Annotated in this window: 27 protein-coding genes and 1 pseudogene; 10 read left to right on the top strand and 18 right to left on the bottom strand. The window is 71.5% G+C overall.

Translation table 11 applies throughout. From position 1 onward, the window contains the following. Positions 1-191 precede the first annotated feature (191 nt). Positions 192-1,484 (bottom strand): geranylgeranyl reductase family protein, encoded by a 1,293-nt coding sequence (locus ACIQU3_RS00710; RefSeq protein WP_403724092.1) that lies wholly within the window; start codon positions 1,482-1,484, stop codon positions 192-194. A gap of 98 nt (positions 1,485-1,582) precedes the next feature. Between ACIQU3_RS00710 and ACIQU3_RS00705 the strand changes: the two genes are divergently transcribed. Continuing rightward, entirely contained in the window at positions 1,583-2,107 is a 525-nt protein-coding gene (locus ACIQU3_RS00705) for a GNAT family N-acetyltransferase (protein WP_403724089.1), read from the top strand. 83 nt (positions 2,108-2,190) lie between these two features. Further along, complete coding sequence (locus tag ACIQU3_RS00700) at positions 2,191-2,529, top strand: PASTA domain-containing protein (RefSeq protein WP_403724086.1); 339 nt, start codon at positions 2,191-2,193, stop codon at positions 2,527-2,529. Here ACIQU3_RS00700 and ACIQU3_RS00695 read toward each other — a convergent pair. Then, positions 2,516-3,211, bottom strand: coding sequence for a demethylmenaquinone methyltransferase (locus ACIQU3_RS00695; protein WP_403724083.1), 696 nt, complete (start codon positions 3,209-3,211; stop codon positions 2,516-2,518). The genes ACIQU3_RS00700 and ACIQU3_RS00695 overlap by 14 nt on opposite strands. A 107-nt stretch (positions 3,212-3,318) precedes the next feature. Then, positions 3,319-3,705, bottom strand: a pseudogene (locus ACIQU3_RS00690) (bi-functional transferase/deacetylase); the annotation flags it as partial. 503 nt (positions 3,706-4,208) lie between these two features. Between ACIQU3_RS00690 and ACIQU3_RS00685 the strand changes: the two are divergent. Then, on the top strand, positions 4,209-5,231 hold the full coding sequence (locus tag ACIQU3_RS00685; protein WP_403724078.1) for a chitinase: 1,023 nt from the start codon (positions 4,209-4,211) through the stop codon (positions 5,229-5,231). Between the two features lie 9 nt (positions 5,232-5,240). Here ACIQU3_RS00685 and ACIQU3_RS00680 read toward each other — a convergent pair whose 3' ends face one another. The 3 genes from ACIQU3_RS00680 to ACIQU3_RS00670 form a co-directional block, all read right to left on the bottom strand. Continuing rightward, positions 5,241-5,918, bottom strand: coding sequence for an imidazolonepropionase-like domain-containing protein (locus tag ACIQU3_RS00680; protein WP_403724075.1), 678 nt, complete (start codon positions 5,916-5,918; stop codon positions 5,241-5,243). A 7-nt stretch (positions 5,919-5,925) separates the two neighbouring features. Next, on the bottom strand, positions 5,926-7,125 hold the full coding sequence (mqnC, locus tag ACIQU3_RS00675) for a cyclic dehypoxanthinyl futalosine synthase (RefSeq protein WP_030839983.1): 1,200 nt from the start codon (positions 7,123-7,125) through the stop codon (positions 5,926-5,928). 110 nt (positions 7,126-7,235) lie between these two features. After that, the gene (locus ACIQU3_RS00670) at positions 7,236-8,210 is read right to left on the bottom strand and encodes a lysostaphin resistance A-like protein (protein WP_403724070.1); all 975 of its coding nucleotides are present in this window, start codon (positions 8,208-8,210) and stop codon (positions 7,236-7,238) included. An 81-nt stretch (positions 8,211-8,291) separates the two neighbouring features. Here ACIQU3_RS00670 and ACIQU3_RS00665 point away from each other — a divergent pair, with 81 nt between their 5' ends. Beyond that, the gene (locus ACIQU3_RS00665) at positions 8,292-8,600 is read left to right on the top strand and encodes a hypothetical protein (protein ID WP_403724067.1); all 309 of its coding nucleotides are present in this window, start codon (positions 8,292-8,294) and stop codon (positions 8,598-8,600) included. A gap of 26 nt (positions 8,601-8,626) precedes the next feature. Here ACIQU3_RS00665 and ACIQU3_RS00660 read toward each other — a convergent pair whose 3' ends face one another. Continuing rightward, a complete protein-coding gene (locus ACIQU3_RS00660) occupies positions 8,627-9,355 on the bottom strand; it encodes a prepilin peptidase (protein WP_403724064.1) in 729 nt (242 codons plus the stop codon). Continuing rightward, positions 9,352-12,357 (bottom strand): BTAD domain-containing putative transcriptional regulator, encoded by a 3,006-nt coding sequence (locus ACIQU3_RS00655; protein WP_403724061.1) that lies wholly within the window; start codon positions 12,355-12,357, stop codon positions 9,352-9,354. The genes ACIQU3_RS00660 and ACIQU3_RS00655 overlap by 4 nt, the downstream gene beginning before the upstream one ends. Positions 12,358-12,677: 320 nt before the next feature. Here ACIQU3_RS00655 and ACIQU3_RS00650 point away from each other — a divergent pair, with 320 nt between their 5' ends. From ACIQU3_RS00650 to ACIQU3_RS00635, 4 genes are all read left to right on the top strand, one after another. After that, the gene (locus tag ACIQU3_RS00650) at positions 12,678-13,325 is read left to right on the top strand and encodes a hypothetical protein (RefSeq protein WP_403724057.1); all 648 of its coding nucleotides are present in this window, start codon (positions 12,678-12,680) and stop codon (positions 13,323-13,325) included. After that, entirely contained in the window at positions 13,322-14,374 is a 1,053-nt protein-coding gene (locus tag ACIQU3_RS00645; protein WP_403724054.1) for a hypothetical protein, read from the top strand. The genes ACIQU3_RS00650 and ACIQU3_RS00645 overlap by 4 nt, the downstream gene beginning before the upstream one ends. A 53-nt stretch (positions 14,375-14,427) precedes the next feature. Beyond that, positions 14,428-14,820: a hypothetical protein gene (locus ACIQU3_RS00640; protein WP_403724050.1), complete on the top strand. Its 393-nt coding sequence runs from the start codon at positions 14,428-14,430 to the stop codon at positions 14,818-14,820. A gap of 111 nt (positions 14,821-14,931) precedes the next feature. After that, positions 14,932-15,312 carry a hypothetical protein gene (locus ACIQU3_RS00635; RefSeq protein ID WP_403724047.1) on the top strand — a complete coding sequence of 127 codons (381 nt, stop codon included), beginning with the start codon at positions 14,932-14,934 and terminating at the stop codon, positions 15,310-15,312. A gap of 64 nt (positions 15,313-15,376) precedes the next feature. On the opposite strand, the gene ACIQU3_RS00630 is transcribed toward ACIQU3_RS00635, so the two are convergent. The 10 genes from ACIQU3_RS00630 to ACIQU3_RS00585 form a co-directional block, all read right to left on the bottom strand. Beyond that, on the bottom strand, positions 15,377-15,598 hold the full coding sequence (locus ACIQU3_RS00630; protein WP_403724044.1) for a hypothetical protein: 222 nt from the start codon (positions 15,596-15,598) through the stop codon (positions 15,377-15,379). A gap of 308 nt (positions 15,599-15,906) precedes the next feature. After that, positions 15,907-16,377 (bottom strand): pilus assembly protein TadG-related protein, encoded by a 471-nt coding sequence (locus ACIQU3_RS00625; RefSeq protein WP_403724041.1) that lies wholly within the window; start codon positions 16,375-16,377, stop codon positions 15,907-15,909. Next, a complete protein-coding gene (locus ACIQU3_RS00620) occupies positions 16,374-16,802 on the bottom strand; it encodes a TadE/TadG family type IV pilus assembly protein (RefSeq protein WP_403724039.1) in 429 nt (142 codons plus the stop codon). Before ACIQU3_RS00620 ends, ACIQU3_RS00625 begins: the two co-directional genes overlap by 4 nt. After that, positions 16,802-17,263, bottom strand: a complete 462-nt coding sequence (locus tag ACIQU3_RS00615) for a TadE family protein (protein WP_366710521.1) — start codon at positions 17,261-17,263, stop codon at positions 16,802-16,804. Before ACIQU3_RS00615 ends, ACIQU3_RS00620 begins: the two co-directional genes overlap by 1 nt. Before the next feature lie 46 nt (positions 17,264-17,309). Beyond that, entirely contained in the window at positions 17,310-17,561 is a 252-nt protein-coding gene (locus ACIQU3_RS00610; protein WP_010041603.1) for a hypothetical protein, read from the bottom strand. A 73-nt stretch (positions 17,562-17,634) separates the two neighbouring features. Continuing rightward, positions 17,635-18,558, bottom strand: a complete 924-nt coding sequence (locus ACIQU3_RS00605) for a type II secretion system F family protein (RefSeq protein WP_403724035.1) — start codon at positions 18,556-18,558, stop codon at positions 17,635-17,637. Next, on the bottom strand, positions 18,558-19,508 hold the full coding sequence (locus tag ACIQU3_RS00600; RefSeq protein WP_403725551.1) for a type II secretion system F family protein: 951 nt from the start codon (positions 19,506-19,508) through the stop codon (positions 18,558-18,560). The genes ACIQU3_RS00605 and ACIQU3_RS00600 overlap by 1 nt, the downstream gene beginning before the upstream one ends. A 46-nt stretch (positions 19,509-19,554) precedes the next feature. Further along, positions 19,555-20,862 carry a CpaF family protein gene (locus ACIQU3_RS00595; RefSeq protein WP_104787415.1) on the bottom strand — a complete coding sequence of 436 codons (1,308 nt, stop codon included), beginning with the start codon at positions 20,860-20,862 and terminating at the stop codon, positions 19,555-19,557. Further along, positions 20,859-21,740: a hypothetical protein gene (locus ACIQU3_RS00590; protein ID WP_403724032.1), complete on the bottom strand. Its 882-nt coding sequence runs from the start codon at positions 21,738-21,740 to the stop codon at positions 20,859-20,861. The genes ACIQU3_RS00595 and ACIQU3_RS00590 overlap by 4 nt, the downstream gene beginning before the upstream one ends. Before the next feature lie 17 nt (positions 21,741-21,757). Further along, on the bottom strand, positions 21,758-22,495 hold the full coding sequence (locus ACIQU3_RS00585; protein WP_403724029.1) for a hypothetical protein: 738 nt from the start codon (positions 22,493-22,495) through the stop codon (positions 21,758-21,760). Positions 22,496-23,158: 663 nt separating this feature from the next. Between ACIQU3_RS00585 and ACIQU3_RS00580 the strand changes: the two genes are divergently transcribed. Continuing rightward, positions 23,159-25,156 carry a hypothetical protein gene (locus tag ACIQU3_RS00580; RefSeq protein WP_403922934.1) on the top strand — a complete coding sequence of 666 codons (1,998 nt, stop codon included), beginning with the start codon at positions 23,159-23,161 and terminating at the stop codon, positions 25,154-25,156. Next, positions 25,146-26,420 carry a hypothetical protein gene (locus ACIQU3_RS00575; protein ID WP_403922932.1) on the top strand — a complete coding sequence of 425 codons (1,275 nt, stop codon included), beginning with the start codon at positions 25,146-25,148 and terminating at the stop codon, positions 26,418-26,420. The genes ACIQU3_RS00580 and ACIQU3_RS00575 overlap by 11 nt, the downstream gene beginning before the upstream one ends. The last annotated feature ends 91 nt before the right edge of the window (positions 26,421-26,511 follow it).

Genomic DNA, 26,511 nt, shown 5'->3' with positions numbered 1-26,511 from the left:
CGGTAGTCCCGTACGCCCGAAAAGCCCCACTCCGTCGACGGGTCGGTAGCCCCGCACGCCCGAAACGCCCCTTGTCGGCATCGCGGCGTCCAACGTCTGACGGCGGGCCGGGGACCCCCACGATCACCCGCGCCCGAGCAGCCACCGGCGCCCGCACCCCCGGGACGGGCGCGCGACGGCTGTTCGTTCGTTCAGGCCTTCGGGGCCACCCGGCTCAGGCCGTTGATGATGCGGTCCATCGCGTCGCCGCCCGTGGGGTCGGTGAGGTTCGCGAGCAGCTTCAGCGTGAACTTCATCAGCATCGGGTGCGTGAGACCGCGCTGGGCGGCGATCTGCATGACCTTCGGGTTGCCGATGAGCTTCACGAAAGCGCGTCCGAGCGTGTAGTAGCCGCCGTAGGTGTCCTTCAGGACGCGCGGATAGCGCTGGAGGGCCAGTTCCCGGCCCGCGGGCGTCGGCCGGGCGTGAGCCTGGACGATGACGTCGGCGGCGATCTGTCCGGACTCCATGGCGTAGGCGATGCCCTCGCCGTTGAAGGGGTTCACCAGGCCGCCCGCGTCACCGACGAGCAGCAGGCCCTTGGTGTAGTGCGGTTGGCGGTTGAAGGCCATCGGCAGGGCGGCGCCGCGGATCGGGCCGGTCATGTTGTCCGGCGTGTAGCCCCAGTCCTCCGGCATCGACGCGCACCAGGCCTTGAGGACCTCGCGCCAGTCCAGCTCCTTGAAGGAGTCGGAGGTGTTGAGCACGCCCAGGCCGACGTTCGAGGTGCCGTCGCCCATGCCGAAGATCCAGCCGTAGCCGGGCAGCAGGCGGTCCTCGGCGCCGCGGCGGTCCCACAGCTCCAGCCAGGACTCCAGGTAGTCGTCCTCGTGGCGCGGGCTGGTGAAGTACGTGCGCACCGCCACGCCCATCGGCCGGTCCTCACGGCGGTGCAGGCCCATCGCCAGGGACAGCCGGGTGGAGTTGCCGTCGGCGGCGACGACGAGCGGCGCGTGGAAGGTGACCTCGCGCTTCTCCTCACCGAGCTTGGCGTGCACGCCCGTGATGCGGCCGGTGCGGTCGTCGATGATCGGCGCACCCACGTTGCACCGCTCGAAGAGCCGGGCACCGGCCTTCTGGGCCTGCCGGGCGAGCTGCTCGTCGAAGTCGTCGCGCTTGCGGACGAGGCCGTAGTCGGGGAAGGAGGCGAGATCCGGCCAGTCGAGCTGGAGGCGCACCCCGCCGCCGATGATGCGCAGTCCCTTGTTGCGCAGCCAGCCGGCCTCCTCCGAGATGTCGATGCCCATGGCCACCAGCTGCTTGACGGCACGCGGGGTGAGCCCGTCGCCGCAGACCTTCTCGCGGGGGAACTCGGTCTTCTCCAGCAGGAGGACGTCGAGCCCCGCCTTGGCGAGGTGGTAGGCGGTGGTGGAGCCCGCCGGCCCCGCGCCCACGACGATCACATCGGCGGTGTTCTCCGAGAGGGGCTCGGTCACGACACTCACGGCGGGATCTCCCCAAGGTTCGGAATTGAAGTGCCGAGCGGCACCCGACATGGGCAGTCTATGCAGCGGTATTCATCACCCGGCTGAAGGGCTGCCCCGTGAATCGAGCTCTCCCCGCCGTACGGCTGCGAGTCCCCACGCACGAGGACGCGTTCGCCTGGCACCGGATCTTCGACGACCCGGACGTCATGGAGTTCCAGGGCGGCAGGGCCGCGGAGGTCTCGGTCTACGAGGAGCTCACCGCCCGCCAGCGCCGGCACGACGCCGAGCTCGGCTTCTGCCTGTGGACCGTACTCGACGAGTCGGGGCAGGTCGTCGGCTTCACCGGTGCCCAGCCGTGGGAGCGGCCCTGGGGCCCGGCCGGGGAGATCGAGATCGGCTGGCGGCTGGGCCGGGAGCACTGGGGCAAGGGTTATGTGACGGCTGCCGCGCGGCGGACCCTGGAGCGGATGCGGGCCGTCGGCGTCCCGGGCGTCGTCGCGATGGTCGACGCCCGCAACAGCCGGTCCATCGCGGTGACGCAGCGGCTGGGGATGCGCCTCGCGGAGACGTTCACGACCCCGGCCTCGCAGCGCACGGGCCACTGCTACCGGCTCGATCTCCAAGGCGTTGACGGACAGTAGTCGTCTGCCACAGAAAGACATCTGTCACTTCCGGTCGGTACGGGGCGGGAGTTACCCTTCCCGTACCGCTGGGGGTGACATCTGTGCACATATCCCACAAGACACCCGAAGTGTGCGTACCGCGTCTGGTCGGGCTGATGGCCGTGGACGCGCGGGAGACGGCCCGGGCGCGGGGTCTCCTCCTCACCACGCCGGACCGGCCGGAGCCCCCGCTCGCCGTCGTCGACTACGTCGTACGCCAGTACCCGCAGCCCGGAGCCGAGGTGCCGCGGGACTCGATGGTCTACGTGTGGTTCGACTTCGGGCCCGGTGAGGGCGGCGGGGGCGTGCACGAACCGCGGATCCCCCGTCCGCCCCGGGGCGGACTGCAGCGCGAGCTGGACGAGCCGGGCGACCCGTCCATGGCGCTCAGCTCGCCTTGAAGCCCCGGTGCAGGGCGACGATCCCGCCGCTCAGGTTGCGCCAGGCCACCCGGGACCAGCCGGCCTTGCCCAGCCGCTCGGCCAGCGCAGGCTGGTCCGGCCAGGCGCGGATGGACTCGGCGAGGTAGACGTAGGCGTCGGGGCTGGAGGACACCGCCCGGGCGACCGGCGGCAGGGCGCGCATCAGGTACTCGGTGTAGACCGTACGGAACGGCGCCCACGTCGGGTGCGAGAACTCGCAGATCACGATGCGCCCGCCGGGCCGGGTCACCCGGAGCATCTCGCGCAGGGCGGCGTCCGTGTCCTGCACGTTGCGCAGCCCGAAGGAGATGGTGACGGCGTCGAAGGTGCCGTCCTTGAAGGGGAGCCGCGTGGCGTCGCCGGCGGTGTACGGCAGCCAGGGCTGCCGCTGCTTGCCGACCTGGAGCATGCCCTGCGAGAAGTCGCAGGGGACGACGTAGGCGCCGGTGCGGGCGAAGGGCAGCGAGGACGTGCCGGTGCCCGCCGCGAGGTCGAGGATCTTCTGCGCGGGGCGCGCGTCGACTGCCTTGGCGACCTCCTTGCGCCATCGCCGGTCCTGGCCGAGGGACAGCACGTCGTTGGTCAGGTCGTACCGTTCCGCCACGTCGTCGAACATCGAGGCGACTTCGTGCGGCTGCTTGTCCAGGGATGCGCGGGTCACGGGCCCATTCTTGCAGGACCCCCTCCGGGCATGAGCCTCGGCTTCTTCCGTGCCGCCGCGTCCTCCACCCAGCCGCACAGCAGCACGAACACCGCGATCAGCACCCGGCCCACAACGGACAGGAACCACTGACTGCCCAGCGGCAGGTGCGCCGCCGTGGCGGGCAGCCCCTCGATCGTCTGTGAGCGGTCGCCGCCCGCGTCGTGGAAGAGCACCGAGGCGCCCTTGTCCTTCTTCGGCGCGGCCCACCGGACGATCTTCGAGGCGCCCGGCTGTTTCCAGTCGTCACTGTCGGTGTCGACGAAGACGCTGGTGCAGCCGTCCCGGCCGAGCTTCTTGTACACGGGCCGGCTGTAGTCGCCGATGGCGCCGGTCTGCGAGGAGTACGGCGCGCGGAACAGGGTGGTCGTGATGCCGGCCGCGCCCGCCGGCGCGAGCTGCGTCTGCTCCATCTCGCGCCGGACCCGGGTGCCGCTCTGGTACGACAGGTCGACGCATCACGCAGGTCAGCGCGAGCAGGAGCACCGGGAAGCCCTCCGGCCCGGGCCCCGCACCCGCGAACGGCGGCAACTGCGACGGCGTCAGGGACGTCCCCCACCCCATGAAGGCAGCGCCGAGGACGGCCGCGTACCCGAGGCAGACCGCCCCCAGCAGGAGGCCGAACCGGCGCAGCAGCCGGGCCGGGCGACCGGGGTTGTCAACGAACACGGGACCTTCCGCGGACCCGTTGCCGCGTTTGCGGCGGCGACCACGAGGGGCGTGGATTTCGGCGGCGGGCTCGGAATGCATTCCCCGGACGGCAGGGCGCCTTTATGTGCTCTAAACTCGGGTTTTCTTGTGAGGGACCCGTGAGATACGACAAAACCTGTCCCTTCTCTGAGAGTTCTCGGGAAACCCAGCGGAACTCGCCGCGCGCAACCGGCCTCGTGAGACGTTTGCTGCGGGGAAACGTACTTCCTGTACGACCACCCCCCTCACGAGAACGGGAGCGCACGTCATGAGGAGTTACCGGAAACCGGTGGCGGCCGGGCTGGGCTGTCTCTTCGCCCTCGCCACCGCCGCGTGCTCCGGGCAGGGCGACGCGGCGCCGGCGGCATCCGAGGCCCCCGCGTCCGCCGCGTCCGCCACGGCGACGGCCGCGGCCGGCACCTCGTACGCCCCGTACCTCAGCGCCACCGAGGCCGCCGGCACCGACACCGCCGGCTCCCCCACCACGTACAACCTCGCGTTCGTCATAGCCGACGGCGACGGCTGCACCCCGCGCTGGAACGGCACGCACGCCATCGACGACGCGAAGGTCGCCTCCCGGATCGCGAAGCTCAAGGCGGACGGCGCCCGGGTCCGGGTCTCCTTCGGCGGCGCGTCCGGCAGGGAACTCGCGGTGAACTGCGACAGCGCCGCGAAGCTGGCGGCGGCGTACGGCGAGGCCCTCGACGCGGCGGGCGCCGCCCTGGCCGACTTCGACATCGAGGGCGACGAGATCTCCGACTCCGCCTCCATCGCCCTGCGTTCGGAGGCGATCGCCCGGTTGCAGGAGAAACGGGCCGACCTGGAGGTGTCGTTCACACTCCCGGTGATGCCGTCCGGGCTCGACGAGGACGGCCTCGCGCTGCTCGCCTCCGCCAACGACAAGGGCGTACAGGTCTCCACCGTCAACCTCATGACGATGAACTACGGCTCGTCGTACGACGGTGACATGGGCGGTTACGCCCTCACGGCTGCCAAGGCCGCGCACACCCAGCTGAAGAAGACCTTCGGCACCTCGGACGCGACCGCCTGGCGGGGCATGGCGCTCACCTCGATGATCGGCGTCAACGACGTCGCGAACGAGACGTTCACGCTCGCGGACGCCGCCGAGGTGCGGGCGTTCGCCGAGGAGAAGGGCATCGCCTGGGTGTCGATGTGGTCGGCGGCCCGGGACCGGCAGTGCGCGGACGGCTCCGACTCGGCGAAGGCGGCGACCGATTGCAGCGGTGTGGCGCAGGGCGCGGGGGCGTTCGGGAAGGCGTTCGCGGGCTGACCGGCCCCGTCAGCGGGCCCGGTACACCAGCCGGCCGGCCAGCACGGTCGCCACGCAGGTGGCCGCGCCGCGCTCGCGCAGGGCCGCCTCGTCGGGTACGTCGAACACGGCCAGGTCGGCCCGGCCACCGACGGACAGCGGGCCGTGGACCGTGCCGGGGAGGTCGTACCCCTCCGCGAACGGATCGAGGTCGGGCCGCTCACCGAGGAGCGTTCCGGGAGCCCCGGTGGTCCCCACGACCAGCAGCCCGGACCGTGCGACGGCCGTGGCCACCAGGGAATCGCGGAAACGGGCGCCGGGCGAGGCGACCGCGGTCGTGCCGTAGCGCAGCATCCGCTGCACTCCGCGCCGTACGCTGCCCGACCAGCGGGTCTCTGTGAGGTCCCCCAGGGCGGCCAACCGCTCGCCCCACAAAGGCTGTTCGCCCAGCTCGTCGGCTTCGCGCGGGTCGGGGTGGTAGCACCGGCGCAGCAGCCACAGCGCGTGCCACTGGCGCAGCCCGGGGGTGAGGACGCCGGGCCAGCGCCGCACGCGCGCGCCCGGCGCGTCCTCGACGGCCTCCTCGAACGGCCCCACGGCGGTGATCCGGTCGCCGTCCACCACGACGGCGCCGTCCACGACGGGTGCGTCCATGCCGGGTGCCGCGCCCGCAGGCAGGACCAGCGGGGCGGCGTGGATCGTCAGCACGGTGGGGTCAGTTGGGGGCCAGCAGCTTCAGCTCGGGGTGAGCCGTGCCGCCCTCGATGGCCGTGGAGGAGATGTGCGAGACCACGCGGTCGTCGACGGGGTCGTTCGCCGGGTCGTCGTGGACGACGAGGTGCTCGTACGTGGTGGCGCGCTGGGCGGGCACCCGGCCCGCCTTCCGGATCAGATCGATGATCTCCATCCGGTTGGACCGGTGCTTGGCACCGGCCGACGACACCACGTTCTCCTCCAGCATGATCGAGCCCAGGTCGTCGGCGCCGTAGTGCAGGGAGAGCTGGCCGACCTCCTTGCCCGTGGTCAGCCAGGAGCCCTGGATGTGGGCGATGTTGTCCATGAACAGCCGCGCGATGGCGATCATCCGCAGGTACTCGAACAGCGTCGCCTGCGTGCGGCCCTTCAGGTGGTTGTTCTCGGGCTGGTAGGTGTACGGGATGAAGGCGCGGAAGCCGCCCGTGCGGTCCTGGACGTCCCGGATCATGCGCAGGTGCTCGATGCGCTCGGCGTTGGTCTCGCCGGTGCCCATGAGCATGGTGGAGGTGGACTCCACGCCCAGGTTGTGGGCGATCTCCATGATCTCCAGCCAGCGCTCGCCGGACTCCTTCAGCGGGGCGATGGCCTTCCGGGGCCGCTCGGGCAGCAGCTCGGCGCCGGCACCGGCGAAGGAGTCCAGCCCGGCGGCGTGGATGCGCTGGATGGCCTCCTCGACGGACACCTTCGAGATCCGGGCCATGTGCTCGACCTCGGACGCCCCCAGGCTGTGGATGACCAGCTGCGGGAATTCCTTCTTGATCGCCGCGAAGTGCTTCTCGTAGTACTCGACGCCGTAGTCCGGGTGGTGCCCGCCCTGGAACATGATCTGCGTGCCGCCGAGCTCGACGGTCTCCGCGCAGCGGCGCAGGATGTCGTCCAGGTCACGCGTCCAGCCCTTGTCCGTGGCCTTCGGCGGGGCGTAGAACGCGCAGAACTTGCACGCCGTGACGCACACGTTCGTGTAGTTGATGTTGCGCTCGATGATGTACGTCGCGATGTGCTCGGTCCCGGCGTACCGGCGGCGGCGTACCGCGTCGGCGGCGGCTCCGAGGGCGTGCAGCGGGGCGTCCCGGTACAGCACGAGCGCCTCGTCCGGGGTGATCCGCCCACCGGCGGCTGCACGGTCGAGGATGGGCTGAAGGTCGGCCTTCTCGGTCACCGGGCGTCCCTTTCGTAAGGGTTGTGGACGGACCAGCCCAGCGTACGCCAGGGGTTCCGCCGGCCGGACGCCAGGCCGCACGGCGGCGTCGTACGACGCCGGGGCATACGTCAGGGCGTGCGGGCGGCGTCGTACGGCGCCGGGGCCGAGAGGCGCTGGGGCTTGCGCCGCCGGGCCAGCCACAGCACGATCGCGGCGTAGAGCAGGTCGGTGACCACCGCGGCGAGGGCCAGCTGCCAGGGCGCGTCGGCCGCCGTCTCGTCGGAGGCCAGTCCGCCGACGACCGCGGCGGAGGCGCCGAAGGCCAGCAGGTTGTTCAGGACGTGCAGGGCGATGGCCGCTTCCAGGCCGCCGGTGCGGATCGTGAGCAGGCCCGCCACCAGGCCGTTCACCATCAGCCCGAGGAAGCCCCAGCGGGTGCCCCAGCCGTGCGCCGCGGCGAACAGCACGGCCTGCGGGAGCACGGCGATCCACGGGGAGCGCACGAACGCCCCGACCGCCTGGGTCAGCCAGCCCCGGAAGACGTACTCCTCGGCCGCGGCCTGCAGTGGGACGAGCAGGACCAGGACGGCCAGCGCCGCGAGGAAGGAACCCCAGCCCACCCATGTGCCGGAGTCACCCGTGTCGTCCGGCAGGAGGAAGGCCGTCCCCGTGAGCAGGAGGACGGGCGGCAGCCCGGCCAGCAGACACCACCCCAGCCAGCCGGCCCGCAGCCGCCCGGTGACCGACGTGACGGTGCCGGCGGGCCGCCTCGCCGGCCAAAGCGTGGCCAGCAGCACCAGGGGCAGGGCTGTCGCGAGCGACACGAGATCCATCGCGGTGTTCCCGAGCGGCCCTAAGTCCGCACCGCCGTCGGGCAGTTCGGGGGCACCGAGCGCCGCACCGAGCACGAAGGAGACGGCCAGCAGCACGAGCAGCACCACGAAGTAGCCGACGGCCAACAGCACCGTCCCGACCAGCGGCCGCCACCACCGGTGACGACCGGTGGTGCGGTCCAGGCGGTGATAGGGCTGAGGCACAGGGTCGGGGAACGGGCCGACGGGATGAGCGGCCGGGTAGGCGGGATAAGGCGATGCGTTTGTCATGATCAGCATCATGACAGCGCCGATTGCGTGGATCACACGCATTCGAGCGCACACCCACCCCGCTTCCAGGAGGCACCCCCGATGATCGACTCCGCCCGCCCCACTGAGCCCCGGGACTTCGGCCCCGCGCGGTACATCGCCCCCTATCTGCTGCTCGTCGTGGCCGACGCCGGGACCGCGAGGACGTCGGTCGGCGACCGCCCCGTGCTGTTCGGGCTGTTCGTGGCCATGGCCGTGCTCGGCGTGGTGAGCGCCTCCGTGTGTCTGCGGCGGATGCGGGCGGCACACCGGCTCCGCGCCCTGCCCGGCTGGACACGCTTACTCGGCGTCTTCCTCGGCGCCTACGGCCTGTACGTCACGTATCGCGTCCTCCACGGCCTCACGGGATGACCCCCATGAGGCGCCGCCCGCTCGGGTCAGGCCGTGTACGCGCCCACCAGTAGGCCCAGGAACGCGCCCGTGATGAGGAACGGGCCGAAGGGGATGGCTGTCTTGCGGGTGGCGCGGCGGGTGAGCACCAGGGCGGCGCCGTACAGGGCGCCCAGCAGGAAACCGGCGAAGGTGCCGAGCATGACCGTCGGCCAGCCGTACCAGCCCAGAGCGGCCCCGGTGCCCAGGGCCAGCTTGACGTCGCCGAAGCCCATGCCGGCGGGGTTGATGAGAAACAGGACGAAGTAGCCGCCGCCCAGGGCGAGGGAGCCCAGCAGGGCGGTCGTCCAGTGACCCGCGTGCTCGGGGACGAGGGCGGTGAGGCCGAGCAGGGCCAGTGCGACCGCAGCGAACGGGAGGGTGAGCGGGTCGGGCAGGCGCCGTACGCGGAAGTCGACGACCGTGAGCAGCACCCCGGCCGGGGCCAGCACCAGCCAGACGCCGAGCTCGGGGCGGGTGCCCGTCGCGGCGGCCAGGGCGGCGCAGACCAGGGCGGTGGCGATCACCAGCGGCGCCGTACGCGGCCCGTATCCGGACTCGGCGCACTCCGGGCACACCGCCCGCCCCAGCCAGCCCTTGACGGCGTGCCCGCCGGGGCACTCCTTCCGCCACGCCTCACCCGACGGCGCCGAGAACCGGTAGGCCGCGCGCGGCAGCAACGCTCCCGCCGCCGCACCCCACAGCGCGGCGGCGAGGGCCGGCAACCCGGTGCTCATCCCGCCGCGGCGATCGCGTCACGCCACGTCGGCAACAGCTCGTCGAGCAGCGCCTCGGTGCGCGGCGGCAGCCCGCGGGCCCCGCTGCGGCCGATGAGGTCGGTGGCGAGGGCGGTCAGCCGCTCCGAGTCGCCCGTGGCGTGCGTGGCGCGCAGCAGCTCGTGCCACAGGCGCTCGTCGGCCGGGGCGGTGCGCAGCGCCGCGTTCAGCGCCTCGATGGCCTTCTCCGCACGGTCCTTCTCCATGTGGAACTCGCACAGCGCAAGCCCCGTGTCCGCGACGAGCAGCGGCAACTGGGCGTCCACGATCTCGTGGGTGAGCCACCGGTAGCGACCCTCGGGCCGGTCGGCGAGCAGCGGCCCGCGCACCAGCACGAGCGCGTCGGTGAGCAGCCGCCCGCGCACGGCCCGGCTGCCGACGCCCCTGCCCTGCGTGGCCTCGTGGTACAGGGACCGCAGCACGTCCAGGTCGGAGACGACCGTCTTGGCGAGCGTGAGCCGGCCGGAGCCGTCAGTGGCGAGGCGGGGCGTGCCGTCGGGGTCGGTGCCGAGCCACTCGCGCAGCCGATCGAGCAGCGCGCTTCGCACGTCGTCGGTGACACCGCGCGGCCACAGCGCCGAGGACAGCACCCGCGGGTGCACGCCCTCGCGGTGCAGGAGCAGCAGGGCGAGCGCCTCGTGCAGCAGCGCGCTGCGCTCCCCGTCCGGGTTGTCCAGGCCGATGATCTCGTACGGCCCGACGAGCCTGGCGTACACGGCCGGACGGCCCTGCTCGCTGATGTCGACGAGGAACGGCGGGGTGGTCGCGGGTCCGTCCGTCTCGCGCTCCGGGTCGGCCTCCACGAACAGCTCGACCACGGCCCGCTGCTGGGTCGCGGGCAGCAGCTGCGCGTCGAGTTCGAGGCCGAGGAGCGGCGCGAGCAGCTTGCCCTGGCCGGTGATCTCCATCTCCCAGGCGGCGCCCGGCAGATCACCGGTCTCGGTGCCGACGAGGTAACCGATGCCGAGACGGCTCGCGTCGGCGGCCAGCTCGGCGAGCTTGACGGCGTCCTCGGCGGACGGCTGGGCGGCGAGCAGCACGAGGTGCGGGGCCCAGCGGGTGTGCTGGGCGGGCCCGGTGCGCCCGGTGAGGACGGAGTCGTGCCCGGCGGCGCCCAGTGCTCCGCGCCGCTGCCGGGTCTCGGCCTCCATGGTCTCGAGGAGAGCCTCGACGTCCTCCAGGTGCCGGATGCGGTTCGGGGCGAGGGGCGTGAGGTCCGCCCCGAATCCGACGAGCGTGATGGTCATGCGGTCCGACCAGCCGTTGGTCGCCAACTCGGCCGCCACGGACGCGAAGACGGCGGCCCGGTCGGCCTCCCGGCCGCTCAGCGACACGATCCCGGGCACCGCTTCCAGGTTGAGCAGCAGCCGCGAGTCGTCCATGGTGCCGAGGCTGACGAGGCCGGGGTAGGGCGCGGCCGTGTCGACGTCCTCGTAGCGCTCGGCGTCGGTGCGGGCCAGCATCCAGAACGTCTGGTCCTGCCCCTGCTGCCAGGGGGTCGGGGGTTTCCCGGCGGGCTGGGCGAGCTGGAGGTGCAGGTCGCCGTTGCTGAGCCAGGCCGCGTAGACGACCGGCAGGGCGCGCGACTCCTCGGCGAGGGAGGCGGCGAGACCCCGCAGGGACCGGTCGAGCAGCCGCACGCCCTCGGGGTCGGCGCCGACGAGCAGCGCGTCCTGTACGTCCTGGGCGTCGCCGGTCGGCGTGGGCGGCTCCATGCCGCGCCGGCCGCCGACGGATCCGAAGGCCGACTGCCACAGCGCCTGCCGGCGACGCCGGCCCAGGGCGCCGAGGAGACCGGCGGCGAGGAGGGGGGCGGTGAGGAGAGCCTCGGGGAGACCGAAGGAGCTGTCGGACTCGGCGCCGACGGCGGTGGCCTGCTGTTGCCCGGTGTCGTGGGCGGGCCGCTGCTGGTCGGGGACGGACACCTGGGCGGCGCCGCCACCGGCGTGCTCGTGACCGCCGCCCCGGGCGCCGGAGCCGCCCCCGCCCTGGGCGTGGTCGCCGCTCTGGGCGTAGTCGCTGATCTGCTGCTGCACGTCCGGCGACACGTCGGGCGCCTCGTCGGGCATCTCGACGAGGTCGCCGCCGCGGGCGTCGCCGGGCATTTCCATGATCCATCCGGGCCGGATGAGACTGGCCTCGGAGAGCCTGGACCCGTCGGGCTGCACGCGGTCCTTGTTGAGCTCGAAGATCTCCTTGTAACGACGCCCGTCACCGAGGTGCCGTTGGGCTATCTCCCACAGGGAGTCGTGGTGACGCCCCTCGGGTGGCTGGATCCGGTAGTACTTCGTGTCGCCCTGCTTGGCGGTGCTGCCGCCGGCGTCGGCGTGGGCGGCGGCGTGCGAGGCCTGCTCGGCGAGGGCGGCCGCGGCGCCGGAGGCCTGCTCCTGCTGCTGGGCGAAGATGCCCGGGGTGGCCTGGGCGGCCGCGACGGTCGGCTTCTGGTTGCCGTCGTAGCTGTGTCCGAGCTGCGACAGGCCGGGCGTGAAGCTGGCGGCGGTGGCGCCGACGAGCAGCAGCGCGGCGACGAGCTGACGGGCGAGCAACTGGCTCGGCCCGGCGCCGGGCACCCGCCCCGGCACGCCGACACCCGACAGCGCGGCCTTCATCTCCACGAGCACGCACGCGGTGAACTGTGCCCAGGCCAGCCACACGATGACGGTGAGGATGTTCAGGAACGTGTGGACGGTGATCTCTTGCTGGAGCCAGTCGAGGCCGGGCACCCCGTCCGGCAGCGGCCAACCGATCTGGGTGGCCAGCGCGCCCGGCACGCCGACGAGCAGCACGGCAAGGGCGACGAAAGCGAGGAACGCCTTGACGAAGTCCCCGAACGACCGCCGCCGGATCGTCACCGGCTGCGGGGTCCGGTTCCTGGGCGCGGCCGTGGCTCCCGCCGCTCCCGTCGTACTTCCCGACGTACTTCCCGTCGAGCTTGACGAGCTTGAGGTGCGGCGTCGCGGCATGGCGGGTGTCCTGGGGTCGTGTGTGGAGTGAGGTGAGGCCGAGCTGTGAGTGAGGGGTGTGCTGAGCCTACAGAGATCTTATGGACTCTCCTCGGGGTCGTCGAAGGGCATCCGCAAGGAGCGTCACTGCCGTCCCATTTGCCCCCGAAGCCACGGGTGTTCACGCCTGGGCCGGGCACCCTGGAGCACCGCCTTCGCAAGTGCCACGCAGGCCCCTCACGATCCCCACGCAATCCACCACTGGCCCTCAAAGCACCACGTCCCACCCCTGATAGCTTCGTTCCCTGTCGCGTACACCGAAACTCACGGGGAGATCAACTGTGGCCCGCCGCGCACTGACCACCACTGCCGCAGCGTTCGCCACGGCGGCAGCGCTGCTTCTGACCGCCTGCGGCGGGGGCGATGACGCGCCGTCGGACGACATCAAGGGCGCGGGCGACAGCTCACCCGGCCCGACGGCGCCGAAGTCTCCCGCGGCCCCCGACGTCAAGCGCCCCGTCATCAAGCTCCCCAGCAGCTTCCAGTTGACGTTCGAGAACTGGACGAGCAGCGATCCGGTGGAGCAGGCGGTGCTGAACGACGGCAAGGAACAGCTGCGGGCCGGGTACGAAGCGATCATCGAGAACGATCCCGAGAGCAAGAACCGTGCCTTCTACGACACGAAGAACGGTTTCCTGCAGAGCCGACAGTGGATCAGGACCTACACGGACAAGAACCTGACCGTCATCGGCAAGCTGCCCGTGTTCGACCCCAAGGTCGTCCTCTCCAAGGACAAGGCGGCAGCGTCCCTCTCCTACTGCACCGACGAGAGCAAGGCCTCCACGAGGAACCGCAAGACCGGCGAGGTCAAGGGCAACCCGGCGGGCACGGACCCCGAGGTCTTCTACGTGATCTCCATGGGCAGGAGCCCCCAGGGTGTGTGGCAGGCAGTGTCGGCCCGCTCGGAGCGGGGTGGCTGCCCCCAGTGAGTCCCTCACACACCTCCCGGCCCTTCCTGGTCCTCTCGCTCACCGGGGTCCTGCTCGCACCCGTACCCGCCGTCGCTCTCGGCGGCGAGGGCAGCTACGGCGGCGGAGCCAAGAACGACGAGATATCCGCTTCCGCCTCGCACTCCCGCATCAAGGTCACCCGAACGAGCGGCCCCACCGGCGGCAAACAGGGCACCGTCGCATCGACGGACGTCAACTGGAAGCCGCCGCCATGCTGGTACGAGCCCGTCTTCACTCCTGAGCAGCTGAAGGACTTCTCGGAGAACGACGGCAGCGGCGACGCCGGTCTGCGCGACGGCTGGTACGGCTCGGAGCTCTGGACGGACCACTTCAGGGACGAGAAGGACGCCACGACCATCTTCACGAAGCCGGCGACCGTGAAGGGCTACAAGAACTACAACCTCGGCAAGAAGGGTTACTTCTGGCGGGGGGTCGCGCCGAAGGTGACCGAGCTCGACGACACGTCCCTGTGCAGCCGGCTGATGTTCTGGCAGGACGCGGGCGAGATACCCGACGTGCCGAACGCCCCCACTCCGGAAGTCCTCGCCGAGTACGCCTACGACAAGGTCAAGGTTCCGGCGACCGAGGTGGAGTTGAAGCCGGCGGCCAGGTCGACGGTGAACCTGCCGACGTGGGTCTGGCTGGACAAGGGCACGTTCAAGGACGTCAAGGTCCGCGCGGAGCTCCCGGGCACGGGCCTGTGGGCCGAGACGACGGCCGAGCCGGTCGCCCTCCACCTGGAGCCGGGCACCGAGGACGCCGAGGTCTTTCCCGCCTCCGGCGACTGCCGGATCGACGACGACGGCTCCATCGGCACCCCGTACAGCAAGGGCGCCGCCGACAAGACACCCCCGTGCGGCATCCGCTACCTCCGCGCGACCGACGGCACTCCCTACCAACTGTCGGCCAGTGTCACCTGGAAGATCACCTGGCAGGGCTCGGACGGCACCGGCGGCGACCTGCCCGACGGCACCTTCGAGACGACGCAGGACATGAACGTCCAGGAGATCCAGTCGATCAACCGCTGAAGGAAAGGCAGGGGCGGGAAGGCCTGAAGGCGGCACCGCCACAAGGAGTTTCGATGATTCGCCCCGCAGGATTCTTCTCCGAACTCTCTCCTGGCTGGGGCCTGACGGAGACCGGTTCGATCAGGGATGCCATCAGGCCCTCGGGCGAGCCGGACGAGAACAGAATCCTCGAGTACCTCAGAAATGGCACAGGGATCTGGAGCGAGATGAGCGCGGGTCCGGACGTTCTCGATCCCGACGGACCCGACCTGCCCGGCATCGGATCCATGTACACGGATGGAACCTGGCTCTGGCGCGAGGATCTCCGCCATTACGTGGCGACGTACCATGTCGCTCTTCCCGACGAGTTCGTCAAGCACATCAGAGACATGGACTACACGGCACCCGCAGTGCCCGAAAGCAGGCTGATCGACATCGCCGGACACGACCTCGGTCTCCACGTGTAGTGGACTTCGACGCCCTGTACCGGACGCTGCGTAGGGTGTTGACCCAGACGTATGCGCTGTGACGAGTGCCTTCCGCTTCGTCTGACCGTCCGACCTTCTGGGGGAATCCGCATGGGCAAAGGCAAGAGCGACCTGGCGCTCCCGCTGACCGAGTTGGAGAGCTACGGGCGTCGACTGCGGTCCATCAAGACGCGTCTGAATCACACCAAGAAGCTCTTCGAGTCGTACCAGGACGACATCGGCGACGGCAGTGTCAATGACGCGCTCGGCGATTTCGAGTCCAACTGGGAAGACGGGCGTGAGGACATCACTCAGCAGTTGGACGCGCTGGCGAGCATGTCCGATGCCGTGGTGCGCGAGTTCAAGAAGCTGGACGACGAACTCGCCAAGAAGGTGAACGACGCCATGAAGACCGAGGACAAGCGGGGCGGTAAGGGCAGTAAAGGCGGCCAAGGCGGAAAGGGCGGCCAAGGCGGTAAGGACGGCGGATGACGCCGTGCTTGAGGTACGCGAAGGCCCCGGGTCCGCGGGACCCGGGGCCTTCTCCTCGCGTGCGTCAGGAAGCGACAGCCGCGTTGAGGTGCAGGTCCGCCTCGATGCCCTGCGGCGAAACGGCGAGGCCCACGCCGCCGCCGACGCCCGCGGTGAGTCCCACGGCCGTGGTCTCGACGTAGAGACCGGCTGCGGCGCCGGCACCCGCGCCCGCCTGGCCGCCGGCGATGGTGTCCAGTTCGGCGTCGGACATCTGGGCGGTCTGGATCTGCGGGGTGAAGGCCATGGGAGGCGGTTCCCTTCATTTTCACTGATTCGACGTGCTCGAACGCGACCGATCAAAGCACGCCGGAAGAAGGGGCGGCCAGTCAGTGCCCAGTCCGTGGATGGGAGAACGGGCGGATTTCCGGGAGCGGATCCATGGGTGTGATCATTCGGTCACCGGCGCATTCAGGGCCTTCACATTTTCCGCCGTTCTGCCGTACCTGAGTCCGGTCCGAGGTACGCGGAACGGGCCGGGCCGGCCGCTTCACCCGAGCCGTCCCGGCCGCACGGTGAACGGTGTGCAGATTCGCGGGATGTTCGGAATCCGCCTCAGCCGACCTCGTTCTGCGCGACGGCCTGCCCGTGGACCACCACGTCACCGCCGTAGAACATGCCCGTGAAGACCGGGGAGTAGGTGAGCTGGACCTCAACCTCGACCTGCTCGGCGTCCGCCGCGACGCAGTGGGTCGCGCCGATGTCCGCGCCCGTCATGTCCATCTCGCGGGCGAAGGCCTTCACACGGGCGTCGCAGTTCTCGAAGTTGATCGGAGCGGGGCCGCCCTCGTTCTCGTAGAGGGCGTCGCGGTCGATGTCCTGGGCCGCGTAGCGGGCGGCCTGCTCGGCGATGTCCGCGGCGCGTTCCCGCTTGGAGATGGACAGGCCGCCGTCGATGACGAACGCGGAGAGGGAGAGGAAGAGGAGCGTGAAGATGATGACCGCGCCGGCACCGGAACCGCGGTCGTCCAGACGCAGGCCGCGGGCCGTCCACCACGACGGCCGGCAGGGCCGGAAGAGTCTCACACCGTCCTCCGGAACGGGTCGAGCGGGGAGCTGAAGCTCGCCGTCAGCGTCGTCGGGACGTCCAGGCCGAGCATGGCCAGGCCTCGCACCTGGCAGCTCACCTCGACCGTGAAGATGGTGTCCGGTTCGAAGCCCTGGCTGGTCTGCACGACGGACACCGGGCCCGAGCAGACGTCCGCCAGGTTCGCCTCCGCGGCCTTCTTCGCCTCGGCCATGGCCGTCGCGTGGTCCTTCTGGATCGACCCCGCGCGGGCCGCGTCCCTGGCCGCGCCGTCGAGCGCGCCGCGGCCGTCCACGAGCTGGCCGAAGGCCACCAGGACCAGGATGAACAGGATCATCACCGGTGCGAGGATGACGACTTCCACGGTGGACAGACCGCTGTCGTCCGCGCACCGGCGGCCTCCGGGCAGCGGAGGGACGGACATCAGTTGCCCTCTTCCTGTACGAACCGCTCCACCGGCCCCGCCGACTGCGCGTGCACCGTGAGGTCCAGCCCGGGGAACACCGTCGGGACCCGTGCCGCGATCTCCACGCCCACCGTGTTCGGCTCCGGCTGCACCATCGTCACGTCCGGGGAGAGGACCAGCTGCGGACCGAGCTGGCGGATGTAGCTGTCCACGACGTCGCGTGCCTCGCCCCGCCACGCGCCGGGCTGTTCGTCGGCCGTGGCGCGGGCCTTGCGGGCTCCGGCCTGGGCCGCCGCCTGGGCGACGTGGTCCGCGAAGAAGTACAGGGCGAACTGCACGGTCGCGAAGATCATGAAGAACAGCACCGGGGTGAGCAGCACGAACTCGATCGCGGTCATACCCGAGTCGCCGCGGGTGGCCGCCCGTTCCCGTGCGGCCCGCACCCAGCGGCGTATCCGTCTGCTGACGTCTGCCGGCATCCCCGTGATCCCCGTTGCCCTGATGCTCCTTGTGATCCCGAGGCGGTCAGCAGGTCTTGCCCGCGTCCGCGCCCTTGATGCAGTCGCCGACCTTGTTGGCGCCCTCGCTCAGCGCGGCGTTGATGATGGCGGCCACGACACCGACGATCGCGACGACGACCGCGGAGATGATGACCCACTCGACCGCGGAGGCACCGCGGTCCAGCTCACCGGAGCGGGCCCGCTCCGTGCGGGCCTGGAGGAAGGTGACGAGGAAGTCCACCGCGGGAATGCCGGTGTGGAAGTTACGTCCGTTCATGACGTCTTGTCCTTTCGAAATCGATTCGCGGAGTTCTGGAGTTGTGACAGTCGTTGCAAGGCTCATGCACGGCTCACTGCACCTGGAACACCCGCATCGCCGCCGGAAAGATCAGGAACACCAGGAACCCGGCGCACAGCAGCAGCTGGGCGACGAGCATCGACTGGGACTTCTCGCCCGCGCTGCCCTCGATCTCGGCGAGTTCGCGGTGCCGCATGGTCTCGGCGCGGGAGGCGAGGGACTCACGGACCTTGGCACCGTCGTCCGCGACCAGGGCCAGGGAGGCGGAGAGGTCCTTGAGCTCCTCCACACCGATCTCCTCGCCGAGCGCGCCGAGCGCCTGCCACTGGCTGACGCCGGTGATGCGGGCGTCGGACAGGGCGTTGCGGATGCGCTGGTTGGCCCAGCCGTCGGAGACCTCGGCCGCCGCCATCAGGGCCTCGGGCAGACCGCGTCCCCCGGCGAGGCTCATCGACACCAGGTCGAGGTAGGCGCCGATCACGCGCCGTAGGTCGCGCCGCTTCTCGGCGGCGTCGCGCCGTACCTCCAGGTCGGGCAGGAAGAAGAAGACGACCGCGAAGAGCAGGGCCAGCCAGACCGGGATGATCGGGCTCCGGCCGAAGCCGAGCGTGTAGACGATGGCGAACAGGAACGGGCCGAAGAACAGGCCCGCCACACCGAGCAGCACCTTCGTCGCCAGGAACTTCTCCCAGCTGCGGTCCAGCACCGCCAGGTCCGCGCGCAGCGAGCGCTGCTCCCAGCCCTGCTGGAGGTAGAACTCCGAGACACGCAGGCCGACTTCGGCACGCAGCGCGCCCAGGCGGCCCTTCTCCCGTTCGACGCGGGCCGACTCGTAGGCCGAGCCGCGGGCCCGCATCGCGTCGATCCGCGCGACCTGCGAGATCGCGCTGCGCTTGCCGGGCATGAGGGCGCGGACGAGGGCGTAGATGCCCAGGCCGATGACGGCGCCGACGACGAGCGGCATCGTGAGGTCCATCAGCGTGCCCCTTCTTCCTGCGGCAGCCGCTGCTGGGACTGCGCCCCCGACGGCGTCCTCGGGCGGACGAACTGGACGGAGGCCTCGTCACGGACGAGGAAGCGCTCGGGCGTCTCGATGGTGGACAGCTTGCGCAGCCACCAGAAGCCCAGCGCGAACAGGCCGCAGACACAGGCCAGGACGAGCTGGCCGACGGCCGTTCCGTAGGGCGCCACGAAGTCGCGGTTGAAGATCGACAGACCGAGGACGAAGGCGATGGAGACCGCGACGACGATCTGCACGGACCTGCGGGTCGAGGCGCGCTGGGCCATGACCCGCTGGCGCATGTCGACCTCCTCGCGGGCCGACTTGGCCAGGGCGCCGAGGACTTGGCGCAGACCCGGGCCGCGCAGGCGGGCGTTGAGGATGAGGGCCGCGACGATGATGTCGGCGGAGGCGTCGTCGATCTCGTCGGCGAGCTGCTGGAGCGCCTCGGGCAGCGGGGTGCGGGCGCGCAGCCGGTCGACGAGGGCGTCGAGGTGGGGCCGCAGGACGGGTGCCGCGGCGCGGGCGGAGGCCGGGATGGCCTGCTCCAGGCCGACGGCACCGGCGATGGTGTCGCGCAGCGACTCCGTCCAGGAGGCCAGGGCCTCCACGCGGCGCATGGCGGCCCGTTCCTCACCGGCCCCGCCGAACAGGCGGTCCCAGAAGAAGACGAGGACTCCGGCGGCGATGCCCGCGACCGCCCAGCGGGTGAGGACGAGGACGACCAGGCCGACGATGGCGGCGAGCGAGCCGCGCTGCCCGGCGAAGCGGATCAGTTCGCTCGCCCGCTCGGCGGCCTTCTGCTTCTCGTGGTCGGGCTTGGCGGGCAGCCCGCGGAGGGCGATGAGCAGGAGGGCGAGGCCGCCGCCGACGGCGACGCCGCTTCCTATCGAGTACAGGACGGTGGTGGAGAACAGGCCGCCCATGGAGCCGAGCGAGCCGAGCGCCGCGAGGTTCGTGGTCATTCCCGGCTCACCCCCAGGTCCCGGTCGGCCGGTAGCCGTGTGCCATCAGTTCCTCCAGGCAGGCTATGGGTGCGTGCGGCACGATCCGGCCGTCGGGGGCCTCCGCGAACACCTCGCTGGACAACACGCGTCCGTCGACGCCGTTGACCTCGCGCACGGAGGTGACCATGCGCTGGAGACGGCCGCCGCTGCCGTAGTTGTTGCGCCGCTGGATGAAGACGACGAAGTTGACCGCGCCCGCGATCAGCATCTGGCTGGCCTCGATGGGCAGCCGTTCCGTGGCCTGCAGCGCGTAGGTGGAAATACGGTTGAAGACCTCGTGCGAGCTGTTGGCGTGGATCGTGGACAGCGAGCCGTCGTTGCCCTGCGACATGGCGTTGAGCATGGTGACGATCTCGTCGCCGAGGACCTCACCGACGATGACGCGGGAGGGGTTCATACGCAGCGAGCGCCGTACCAGTTCCGCCATCGAAATGGTGCCCTGGCCCTCGGAGTTGGGCAAGCGCTCCTCGAAGGCGACGACGTTGGGGTGCAGGTCGGGGAAGGTGTCGAGGCCGAGCTCCAGGGCCCGTTCGACGGTGATGAGGCGCTCGTGCGGCGGGATCTCGTTGGCGAGGGCGCGCAGGAGCGTGGTCTTGCCGGCGTTGGTGGCCCCGGCGATCATGATGTTCTTACGGGCGCGGACCGCGCAGGCCATGAAGTGGGCGACCTCGGGCGACAGGGTGCCGTTGCCGACGAGGTCGGAGATGAACACCTTGCCCATGCGCGCGCGGCGGATGGACAGGGCAGGGCGCCGCGTGACGTCCATGACGGCCGACAGACGCGAGCCGTCGGGCAGGCGCAGGTCGAGCTGCGGGTTGGCCGAGTCGAAGGGCCGCGAGGACAGACCGGAGTACGCGCCGAGCACCTGGATGAGCTCGATGAGCTCCTCGTCGGTCTCGGCGACGGGGTCGCCCTGCACCTCACGGCCGTCGGCGTACCCGATGAACACCTGGTCGCAGCCGTTGATGTCGATGTTCTCGACCTCGGGGTTGTCCAGCAGCGGCTGGAGCCTGCCGACGCCGAACAGCGCGGCGTGCACGGCTGCCGCGTACTGCTCCTCGGTCTCGGCGTCCAGCGGTGTACGGCCCGCGTTGATCTCGGCGCGGGCGTACTCCTCCAGGATCTGGGCTATGACGGCACGGGCGTACTGCCGTTCGTCCTCCGTGGACATCGGGGTGACGCCCGCGACCTGGTCCTGCCGGCGCTGCTCGGCGATGCGGTCGCCGGCGTCCTGACGGAACCGCTTGACCAACTGGTGGTCGACAGCGGTCATGCTCCGGCCCCCGCGTGGCCCTGCATCCGGCCCGGGGCCTGGTGGGCCTGCGGTGCCTGGTTGGCCTGCGCGGAGGCGGCCCAGGCGGCGCCGTACTGCTGGTAGAGGTCGGCGGCGACCTTGCGGGCCGAGCGGATCAGCAGTGACTTGTCGAGACGTCCGCGCCTGCGGCCGGCCAACTGGTCTGCGCCGGCCGGGTCGTCGGCGATGGTGCCGACCACGCGGGCGCCGGTCTGGGCGTGCACCAGCATGTCGTTGACCTGCGAGGCGAGCTTGCCGGCCGTGCCGGTGTCGGCGATCAGGACGACACCGATCACCGGGTTGGCGAGGCTCGCGGCGCCGCGCGGCCCGCCGTGCAGCTTGTTGGCCAGGGCGGCGGCGCGGTCACGGACGCGGGCGAGGGCCTCCGGCTCGGTGCGGGAGAGCAGCAGCACCAGCGAGGCGTGCGGGAACAGCTCGACGGCCGGGGTGTCCCCGCTGACGCGTCCGCAGTCGGCGATGACGTCGGCGGCGGCGTTCGGGGAGTCGGCGAGGGAGGCGAAGGCGTGCCCGAGGGTCGGCCACAGCCCCGCGAGCCCGGCGGCCTGCTCGGCGACTCCGAGGCCCACGAGGACTTCCAGGCCTCCGCTCAGCGGCTGTACGTGGTCCCAGAGCTGGTCGGGCACGAGGCCACGGCGCGCGGTGGCCGCGATGGACAGCATGCCGGTGTTGGGGTTGAGCGGACCGCCGTGCGCGGCGGCACTGCGGTAGACGAGGTCACCGCCCGCCGGGTCCGCCTCGGCGAGCAGGACACGCCGCGGCCAGACCGCCGCGAGGGCGACGGCCGCGGTGGTGACGCCGGGGGAACCCTTGTCGGCGGCGAGAGCGATGAGCGCCATGGGTTGGGTGCCGCCTTCTAGTTGCCGGAGTTACCGGGGACCTGGACGAGAGCGACCTCGCCATTGGAGGCGGCCTGCGCCAGGGCGGCGGCCTTGTCGCTGTCGACGGTCAGGGTGACCGCGAGGTTGGTGCTGCCGACGAGTTCGTCGCTGCTGTCCTTCGGGCCCGGGACGTAGCTGACGCGGGCGCTGTCGACGATGACGGAGCTGTCGGCCGCCGAGGACGACGAGGAGTTGCTGTTGCCGTTGCCCGAACCGGAGGCGGAGCTGACACGGTAGGCCGCGACGGTGTCGCCCTGCTTGATGCCGGTCGGGTACTGGCCGGCCTTGAGGGACAGACCCACGGTGGCCTTGCCCGCAGCGACACCCGCGGCGTCGCCGAACATCTCGCCGACAGCGACGACCCCGGCGGGGATGGGGTTGACGGCCTTCAGCTTCTTGAGCTGCTCGAGCTGGCCGTACTCGACGTAGTGGATGCTCTCGTCCTTGGCCACCATGACGGAGGTCGTATTCGACTTGCTGACCGAGCCGCCCGCGGGGATCTCCTGCGTGACCTTGACGACCTCGATGCGGTCCCCGGCCTGGAGCACGAGCATCGTCGCCCCCAGCGCGCCCACCAGGATGAGCAGCACCGCGAGCGCGGCCAGTGCCGGTTTGCGCTCGCGAGGCGGGGTGGGAAGCCGGTCGCCGACCGACGGCTGAGCCGGAGCGGCAGAACGACCTGCGCCCGCCCCCGTACGCTCTTGGATCTTCACGCAACCGCTCCCCGTACACCCAAGAAGATGTCTGTCATCTGCTTTCAAATTCGGACACTTCACCCGCGACGGCCCGCACGGAGAAGTGCGGGACGGGCCGGACTTACCCGCCCGACCTGGGCGAATAGCCAGCACTGGGGGTGAGTGTCAAGCCATCGCACCGTATCAGCCGCACATAAGCCCCTCAAGGCGCGTCCGGCCCCATGGGCCGCAGGGCGCGGCCTGTTATCCATCTGCAACGTCGCCCCCTCCCAACCCGCCCGGGACCAGCCCCAGATGTCGCCGCCACCTGTGCGCGAGCGAATCGCCCAGGACCCCAACGCCCTTTGCCGACGCCCTCGTTCGTTACCTGCCGGCCATCAGGCCTGCACGATTCACTCACGAAGTCGGAGGTGGGACTGTTCCGTTATCGACACTCTTGTGAGTAAAGGCAGGCCCTCGGGGGACGCCTTCGCCGCCTGGCGTGACAGGGCCGCCCCGGACGACCCACGGCACCCCGGCGGTCCCCTCCCGACAACCGGCCGAGCCGCAACCCGGCGACCTGTAGCACTCGCGAAGCCCCGAGTAGAGTGCGGCGCGGACAGCGATCGGACCGCGGGGGGCTCACCGGTGAGGGCAGTCACGACCAACAGCACCCGGACAGCGCGGACATGGGCCCGCCGCATGAACCGCACCCGTGCGCTCGGGCTGCTCCTCGCCCTCTGTTCGCTGGCGTCCCTCTTCGCAACCGCCACCCCCGCCGGCGCCGTGGACACCCCCACCCAGAGCTCGTACCTCGCCGACCGCCTCCGCGAGAACCCGGTCTACGTCAGCGACCAACTCCCCCGCGAGGTCCCGCTCTCCACCGCGCCCGACTTCGCCCGGCTCGCGAAGAAGACCGGCGTCCCGACCTACGTCCTGGTCCTGCCCATGCTGAGCAGCTCGGACGGCAGACAGCTGCTCGGCGCGGTGCACGACCGGCTCGGGCGCGACGGGCTGTACGTCCTGATCGAGGGAACGGACGTCGCGCAGGCCACGGCCTGGGGCGTGCGCGTGCCCGCCGAGGCGGCCACGACCGTCGCCCTCTACGAACTTCCCTATGACGCAGGCCCGTTGCGCAGCTTCGCGTGTTTCGTCGAGGTCATCGCCCAGGGCGCGCCGAAGGCCACGGCGCGGGCGGAGACGGCGCGCGCGAGGTTCCGGGACGGCGGCGAACCGGCCGAGATGTACATCGGCCCGTCGGACCGCAAGAACCAGTCGTTCCTCACGGGGAGCCTGCTGACCGGCGTACCGCTGCTGATCGTGCTGACGGCCGGGTACGTGCGGCGCCGCCGTCGGCGTTCCGGGGCCCGGCGGCGCGTCCCCCGGTGGGTCGTGCCCGGCGCGGCAGTCCTCTCCGCCGCGGCGATCGCCCTGACCGCTCCGGTCGTCTTCGACCAGACCACGTCGAGCGCGGCACCGCCGCCGACGCCCGCCGACCTGTCCGCCCGGGTGGAGCGGGTCGCGGCCGGGCTGAAGCAGGACCCCGTCTACGCCGACCCGGAGAGCCCGCGGGTCCTCGACACCCGGCAGCGGGACCGGCTGCACGAGCGGATCCGCGACTTCCGGCGCTCCGACGGCGGCGGCCCGGTATACGTCCTGCTCGTGCCGCAGACCCCGGAGAGCGAGTCGGCCGGCGACGCCGAGCTGTTCGTCGCGGCGGTGCACGCCAAGCTGCGCCAGGACGGGGTGTACGTCGTCGCCGACCCGGACGACGGCACCATCGACGTCGTCAACCACGGGCTGCGCCTGGACTCCGGCCGGCTGTCCTTCGGGCTGCCGGACTCCCTCACCTTCGGGGACAGCAAGGCGGACGAGGCCGACGACCACCTCCTCGGCGAGCGCCTCGACGCGCTGATGACCCACCTCGACAGGACTCCGCGCACGGCCCGTCCGCAGAGCGCCTACACCCCGCCCGCCGCCCCGAGCGCGGCCCACGAGAACGACCTGCCGCCCCTGTTCGCCACCGACTTCTGGCCCGGCCTGTTCGTGGGCGCCTTCGCGGCACTCCTGCTGTCCGGTGCGGTGGCCGGGCTGACGTGGGGTGCCGGCAGCCTGCTGCGGTGGCGATCCCCCGCGCCGGAGCCGACGGACCGCCTGTCCCACACGGCCCCGACGGAGCCGTCGGCGTCCTACCTCCGGCGTACCGCGCGCGCCGAACTCACCGCACTGACCGCCGAGTTCCGCAGCCGGGACGAGCACGGCCCCGCCTGGGACCACCTCGACGCGGCGATGCTCCTCCTCGACGGCGACCTCGACCGCGCCCGGCAGGCCGGTACCGACCCGGCGACCCTGGTCGCCGTCATCGTGCTGGCGCGAGCGGGCCGCGCCGCGCTCTCCGGCGGCACGACGGACCGGTGCTGCGGCGTGAACCCCCTGCACGGGCCCGCCGTCGGCCGCCACCACGTCCGTGTCTCGGCGGAGGGTGCCGCCCGCCGTCTGCTCCCGGTCTGCGGGGCCTGCCGCACCACCGCCATCGCCCACCCGAGCGGCATCCCGGACCGTCTGCTGAGGCTGCCCGCCCCGGCCTCGGGCGACGGCAGCCTGCCCTATTACGACGCGACCGACGGTCCGCTGACCGCCGTACCCCACGGAATCGCACGGCTCGTCGACAAGGTGAGGGAGACCGCGGGTGTCCACTGACGTCAAGCGCCTGATCACCGTCCTCGCGGCGCTGCTGCTCGCGGCGCTCGGCACGGACACCGCCCACGCGGCCGACGGGGACGGTGACGACCGCCCGAGCGCCGGTCAGCGCATCGCGAACGCGCTGCGCACCTCCCCCGTGCACGTCGACGAGGCCTACGCCGATGCCGTGCCGCCGTCCCGGCAGCGGCAGCTGGCGGACCGGATCCGCCGCACGGGTCTGCCCATCAAGGTCGTCCTCACGCCCCTCACCAAGGGCGACGCCTTCGACGGCGACTCCGGGGTGCTGGCGGGGATCGTCCGCGACCGGTTCCCGGACCGGCGCGAACTCATCGTCATCACGACGGACGGCGACTTCTCCCACTCGTTGGAGGGCTACGAGTGGCCCTCCGACGCCCATCAGGCCCGGGACGCCGTGGCCGCGGCCGGCTTCCTGGCCGAGACGCGCGACGCGGGGCTGGCGGACCTGACCGCGAAGGCCGTGGACCTGGTGGCGGAGGGCAAGGGCAGGCAACGGTACGAGGAGGCGACGAGGGATCTGGACGCGGCCGCGGACGGGTCGGCCCCTCCCGCGCGGTCCGGAACCGGTTCCGCAGTCGGCGGATCCGGCTCCGCGGTGACCGGCTGGTGGCTGCTGATCGCCGTACCGGCCCTGGCGCTGACCGTGCTCGCGGCCCGCGCCGCCCTGCTCCGTTCGCGAGCGTCCTCCCCGGTCGTCCCGCAACTGGTGTTCGCGTCGGCCCGCGCGGCCGACGAGGCACGGGTGCGGCGCCGGGCGGAGGCGGAGGTACTGGAACTGGGCGAGTCCACGCAGGCCGCCGACGTGGCCACGACACCCGGACTCCAGCGTGCCCTCGACGCTTACGCCGCCGCCGGGAAGGTCCTCGACGGGGCCCGGGGCCTGCCGGACCTGGTGGGCGCCCTGGCGCTGGCGCAGGAGGGCCGCGACGCCCTCACCGGCTCCCGGGGCCTGCCGCTCTGCTTCTTCAACCCCCTGCACGGCCGCGCCGCCCTCCGCACCGGCTGGCGCCGGATCGGCCGGCGGGACCGGCTCGACGTGGCGGTGTGCCAGGACTGCGCGGACGCGCTGCGGGACCACCGCGCCCCGGAGGTGCTCACCGACACGGCCCGGGACGGCCGCACCGTTGCCTACTTCGAGCTCCCCGCAGACCGGAGCGTGTGGGCGGCGACGGGCTACGGCTCGCTGATGTCACCTCTGGAGGGCCTGGACGGCCTGGACTCCCGTCGCCCGATGGCCGGTTGACGGATGACCGGTTGGCTGGTGGCCGGTTGACCGATGACCGACTGGCCAAGGCCGGTTGACCGGCGGGGCGGCCGATCCTGTCGCAGGGCGG

The organism is Streptomyces sp. NPDC101110 (genome assembly GCF_044759525.1).
Taxonomy (GTDB): Bacteria; Actinomycetota; Actinomycetes; order Streptomycetales; family Streptomycetaceae; genus Streptomyces.
Note: the sequence above shows the minus strand (reverse complement) of the source record. Positions and strands in the feature narration are given on the sequence as shown.